We start from the raw sequence: 5,693 nt of genomic DNA, 5'->3' as shown, positions 1-5,693 counted from the left end.
ACTGGCGAATATATTAGTACCTTAAAACAGGGCAAGATTGATCTCGCGCTCAAGAATATTCAGGCAGCAAAGTATGGCAAAAATGGTTATTTTTGGATCCAGGATAGTAAAGGTAAGATTCTGGCACATACGAACCAATCGCTTATCGGTCAGACTGTCGATAATACCCGTAAAGCAGTTGCCAGCTTAGCTGGTAAATCGGATGCATTTTTGCTGATACCTTTCGAAAATCCGGCAACCCAAAAAACCGAGAATAAGATCACCTATGTACGAAAAATTATGCCGGAATGGGATTGGATCATAGGGACTGGAGCTTATGAGAGTGATGTCACTTCGATCCAGGAAAGTTTAACCAATGCGACTGCAGCGATCTTTGACGACGAAGTTTCTCGCAGTATCGGCTTTGCGGCTGTGCTATTTGTGCTGTCGGTGTTGGTATCGATTTGGGTGGTGAACAACATCGTTGCTAAGTTGGTCATTCTGAAAACCCGTATCGATACTTTGTCTACCGGTGAAGCAGATCTAACCTCACGTCTTGAGATCACTTCTGATGACGAGTTGGCCGATATCAGCCACTCGGTGAATACCTTCATTGGTTATTTGCAGGCTATGATGCTGGAAATTTCACAGGCTTCTAGTCATATAACTGACGGTATCCAGCAGATTCATGCGCAGTCAGAGCGTAACAGCCAAGCGCTGAATAGTCATACTGAGGAAACGGAACTTGCGGTCACCGCTATTACTGAAATGAGTACCACCGCAGATATCGTGGCGCAAAATGCGGTGCAGACGGCGGCGAATACTCAGAGTGCCAATGATGAAGCTAAAGCTTCTAAGATAACGGTGGCTGATGCATCTACCAGTGTGATGGCGCTAGTTACGGAGATGGATACTGCTGCAGACAGCATTCACACCATGAACAATAATACCCAGCAGATAGCGACTGTACTTGAAGTCATCGGCGGTATAGCGGATCAAACCAATCTGCTTGCGCTTAATGCTGCGATTGAAGCCGCTCGCGCTGGTGAACAGGGACGTGGTTTTGCTGTGGTAGCGGATGAAGTGCGCTCCCTTGCTGCCCGCACTCAGGACAGTACGGCGCAAATTAACGAGATGTTGACGACGTTACGTCGTGATGCCTCTGTCGCCGTCGACGTTATGGATGAAACTAAGCAGAGCTGTGAGCAGGTGGCAGATAATGCTTCTCGGGTTGCTGAAAGCTTAGATATCATGACAGAGTCAATTGTGGTGATTAACGATCTGAGTGCGCAAATTGCTACGGCATCAGAAGAACAAAGTTCAGTCACTGAAGAGATCACTCGCAACATGCATACCATCCAAGGCATGGTGCAAGAGTTGACGGCCAATGGACAGGAAACGACAGAAAGTACGCAAAGTCTGGCTGCGGCAAATGAACAGTTGGCTACACTGGTCAATAAATTCAAACTGTCTTAATCGCTAATTTAGCCCCTTTTTGAGGGGCTATTGAGTTAATTGATCTTGGCGCGTTATTTAGAGCGTGATTGTGTCTCTGTTGTGGACACAACTTCAAATTGTAATTTTCGTTGCAATTCTATTTGTAATTTCTGTGCGTAATACAAGGCTAATAACCCCACCAAGACGTTGGCACTGGCAATACCACAAAAGATGCCGTTTTCGCCATAATAATAACCGCCGATACTCGATAGGCTGATAATCAATAATGAACGGCTCAGGCTTAAACTTAATGCTGCTATTGGCCGATTAAAGCCGTTTAGGCTTGACGCGATAGCCATCATCACCCCCTGCATCGCAAAGGAAGCGGGAATAATATAAAGGTATAAGGATAAGTGACTGATTACTTCCACGTCATCACTGAATAAGGTGGCAATATAAGGGGCGGTTAAGGCAATAACGAGATAAATAGTCAGCTGCGATATTAATGAATAACGGATCGCCAATTTGATCGCGGTTAAGCAACGCTGTGGGTTATTGGCTGATGAATTCTGAGCGATAAAAGGCGATAACATTGAACTAACCGCGATCATCCCAACCAGAAAAATAGCTTCTATACGCGTGCCGGCACCATAAGCTGCAACGGCTGTGGTGCTAAAAGCTGCCAATTGCCACATCACAAAGGCATTGTTTACAGGGCTAAGCATGTTGGTCAATGACGCTGGCATACCAATCACGGCGATCTTACGCCAGTTTCTGAGCATGTCGGTGAGCTTTGGTTTGCTTAATAGCAGTAATTGTTCACGATAGCGTAATAAGTATAGCGCCACGGCAAAGGTAATTAACCACGATAGGCCAGACGCAATCGCAGCACCTTTGACGCCGAGCTCAGGAAAAGGACCTATACCAAAAATAAGTAGTGGGTCGAGTATGCCATTCATAAAGCCAGCAATGATCATCACTCGGCTTGGCGTTTTGGTATCGCCAGTGGCACGGATGGCGGCATTACCTACCATAGGGATGACTAAGAAGGGGATCGCGACGTACCAATAGAACATATAATCTTGGATATAAACGATTAAGCTATCGCTGGCACCAAGCAGTTTAAATAATGGCTGAATGCTGCTAATGCCTATAGCGGCAACAGATAACACCAAAGTAAGTGCTAACAACAAGCCATCTGAAGTTAATCGTGCAGCGTCTTGATGCAGACCTTGGCCAAGTAAACGTGCTAAACAAGCGGATAAACCCGTGCCTATGCCCATGGCTAATGCAGAGACAAAGAAGGTGACTGGGAAGGTAAAACTAATTGCGGCTAATGCTTGGGTACCCAATAAACTGACAAAGTAAGTGTCCACTAAGCTAAAGCCAAGCACGGCTAATAAACCATAGGCCATTGGCACTGCCATTTTTGTCATTACCTGCGAGACGGGTGCTGAGAGAAGACCGTGTTTATCTTTCAATAGTTATTACCTAAAATGTGCGCGAACGTGATGGCCTAAACTGAGTCATAAGAGCGGTTTATGGGCTAAATTTAGTTCGGATTATATTACTCTTTTCTGCGTCTACAAAAAGCTTTGTTTTAGTTTTTTCCTCGACATTTACACTTCTATTTACGAAAACAATCTGAAAAATTGTAGAAACAATCTAAAAACTGTAAGTTAGACGTGAATTTCGGAACTATTTTTCACTTTTCCCTTGAGTTGGAAAGTAGTTGCCCCGATATATTATCCCATAGTCATGGTATCGGTAAATAATCGACCCTTGATATTCGCAACAGTATTCTTTAGGAGATCTTCAAATGACAATTCGTCCACTACACGATCGTGTGATCGTTCGTCGCCAAGAGCAAGAAACTAAATCAGCAGGCGGTATCGTGCTTACTGGTGCATCAGCGTCATTATCTACTCGCGGTGAAGTTATTGCTGTTGGTAACGGTCGTTTAATTGATAGCGGTGAAGTACGTCCTTTAGCAGTTAGCGTTGGCGATACAGTTATTTTTAATGAAGGTTATGGCGTTAAAGCTGAAAAGATTGATGGTAAAGAAGTTTTAATCATGAGCGAAGCCGATATTTTAGCAGTAGTTGAATAAATCTTAGTATTTATAACTTATATAGCTAACCAACCAATTAATAGATTTTAAAAGGACAATTTAAGATGGCTAAAGACGTAAGATTCGGCTTAGACGCACGTGATAAAATGCTTAATGGCGTAAACATCCTAGCGAACGCAGTAAAAGTAACATTAGGTCCTAAAGGCCGTAACGTTGTTATCGATAAAAGCTTCGGCGCACCACTGATCACGAAAGATGGTGTTACTGTTGCCAAAGAAATCGAATTAGAAGACAAATTCGAAAACATGGGCGCACAAATGCTCAAAGAAGTTGCTTCTCAAGCAAATGATGCTGCGGGTGATGGTACTACAACTGCAACAGTACTTGCACAAGCAATTGTGAACGAAGGCCTGAAAGCGGTAGCTGCTGGCATGAACCCTATGGATCTGAAACGCGGTATTGACCAAGCGGTTAAAGCGGCTGTTGCAGAACTAAAAGAATTATCAGTACCTTGTTCAGATACCAAAGCGGTTGAACAAGTTGGTACTATCTCGGCGAACTCTGATGCAAGCGTAGGTAAAATTATCGCTGAAGCAATGGATCGCGTCGGTACTGAAGGTGTTATTACTGTTGAAGACGGTCAAGCACTTGAAGACGAACTAGACGTTGTTGAAGGTATGCAGTTCGATCGCGGTTACCTATCTCCTTACTTCGTCACTAACCAAGAAACGGGTAGCGTTGAATTAGAATCTCCATTTATCTTATTAGTAGATAAAAAAGTATCTAGTATCCGTGAATTACTGCCGGTACTTGAAGGTGTTGCTAAAGCATCTAAACCACTACTAATTATTGCTGAAGACCTTGAAGGCGAAGCACTTGCGACATTAGTTGTGAACAACATGCGCGGTATCGTTAAAGTTGCTGCTGTTAAAGCACCTGGTTTCGGCGACCGTCGTAAAGCAATGTTACAAGACATCGCTATGCTTACCGCTGGTACTGTTATCTCTGAAGAGATCGGTATGGAGCTAGAAAAAGCAACTGTTGCTGAACTAGGTCAAGCAAAACGTATCATCATCACTAAAGATGAAACAACAATCATTGATGGTATCGGTGATGAAGCGACTATCCAAGGTCGTGTTGCTCAGATCCGTAAGCAAATCGAAGATTCATCTTCTGATTACGATAAAGAAAAACTACAAGAACGTGTAGCTAAACTTTCTGGTGGTGTTGCGGTAATTAAAGTTGGCGCAGCAACTGAAATCGAAATGAAAGAGAAAAAAGCCCGCGTTGATGATGCTCTACACGCAACACGTGCTGCTGTTGAAGAAGGCGTTGTTGCTGGTGGTGGTGTTGCACTTGTACGTGCTGCTGCTGCAATCCAAGGTCTTACTGGTGACAACCAAGATCAAACAGTCGGTATTAACGTTGCACTAAAAGCAATGGAAGCACCACTACGTCAAATCGTGCAAAATGCCGGTGACGAAGCATCTGTAGTTGCTAACAACGTTCGTGAAGGCGCTGGTAGCTACGGTTACAACGCTGGTACTGGCGAATATGGCGACATGATTGCTATGGGTATCCTAGATCCAACTAAAGTAACACGTTCAGCACTACAATTTGCTGCATCTGTTGCCGGTCTAATGATCACGACTGAAGCTATGATCACTGATGCACCTGTTGATGCATCAGCACCTGGCATGCCTGATATGGGCGGTATGGGTGGCATGGGCGGCATGATGTAGTCTGCGGAAACGCAATTACATCTCTGCTGTTAGCGATTAAACGCTAAGCCTCAGAAATTAAAAAAGCCTTAATCTGATATTTCGTGATTAAGGCTTTTTTTATAGGTGCAAATTAGCTTTTCCATAAAGTTATTGGTGCACTTTTACCTGAGTTAAACGCATAAGTCTGTCAATATTTAGGAAACTTGTTACAATGCTATTTTTTGATTTTAGGTAGACTATGAATAATAGTAATGATCCGCTACACGGCGTTAAACTTGAACAGATTCTAACCGAGCTAGAGAAGAAAATTGGTTGGGATAAGATGGGTGAGTTACTTAATATTCGTTGTTTTACCAATAAAGCGCGCCTTAAATCAAGCTTGATATTTCTGCGTACAACCCCTTGGGCACGCAGTAGAGTTGAAATTTTATACCTAAAAACATTTTGTAGTAAGCATAAAGAAACGGGGAAAATAATCAGGG

At 43.5% G+C, this 5,693-nt stretch carries 5 protein-coding genes; 4 read left to right on the top strand and 1 reads right to left on the bottom strand.

Annotated features, from left to right (window positions below; translation table 11 throughout):
- Positions 1 to 1,455, top strand: a 1,455-nt coding sequence (locus tag QNK26_RS18635) for a methyl-accepting chemotaxis protein (protein ID WP_319225634.1), incomplete at its 5' end; no start/stop codon positions are given.
- 53 nt (positions 1,456 to 1,508) lie between these two features.
- Here the strand turns inward: QNK26_RS18635 and QNK26_RS18630 are convergent.
- Positions 1,509 to 2,897: an MATE family efflux transporter gene (locus tag QNK26_RS18630; protein WP_319225632.1), complete on the bottom strand. Its 1,389-nt coding sequence runs from the start codon at positions 2,895 to 2,897 to the stop codon at positions 1,509 to 1,511.
- 338 nt (positions 2,898 to 3,235) lie between these two features.
- Here QNK26_RS18630 and QNK26_RS18625 point away from each other — a divergent pair, with 338 nt between their 5' ends.
- The 3 genes from QNK26_RS18625 to QNK26_RS18615 all read left to right on the top strand — a co-directional run.
- The gene (locus QNK26_RS18625; RefSeq protein WP_101063843.1) at positions 3,236 to 3,526 is read left to right on the top strand and encodes a co-chaperone GroES; all 291 of its coding nucleotides are present in this window, start codon (positions 3,236 to 3,238) and stop codon (positions 3,524 to 3,526) included.
- Between the two features lie 65 nt (positions 3,527 to 3,591).
- Positions 3,592 to 5,229, top strand: coding sequence for a chaperonin GroEL (groL, locus tag QNK26_RS18620; protein ID WP_319225630.1), 1,638 nt, complete (start codon positions 3,592 to 3,594; stop codon positions 5,227 to 5,229).
- Between the two features lie 220 nt (positions 5,230 to 5,449).
- Positions 5,450 to 5,693: VF530 family protein (locus QNK26_RS18615; RefSeq protein ID WP_319225629.1), on the top strand; the 244-nt coding region annotated here is incomplete at its 3' end.

It is taken from the genome of Moritella sp. (assembly GCF_033791185.1).
Classification (GTDB): Bacteria; Pseudomonadota; Gammaproteobacteria; order Enterobacterales; family Moritellaceae; genus Moritella.
The sequence above is the reverse complement of the archived record's forward strand: the minus strand, read 5'-3'. Positions and strand labels throughout refer to the sequence as shown.

Bases quoted from the DNA above. Each gene is read 5' to 3' on its own strand.
- groL (WP_319225630.1), top strand. From the start codon at position 3,592: ATGGCTAAAGACGTAAGATTCGGCTTAGACGCACGTGATAAAATGCTT.
- QNK26_RS18625 (WP_101063843.1), top strand. From the start codon at position 3,236: ATGACAATTCGTCCACTACACGATCGTGTGATCGTTCGTCGCCAAGAG.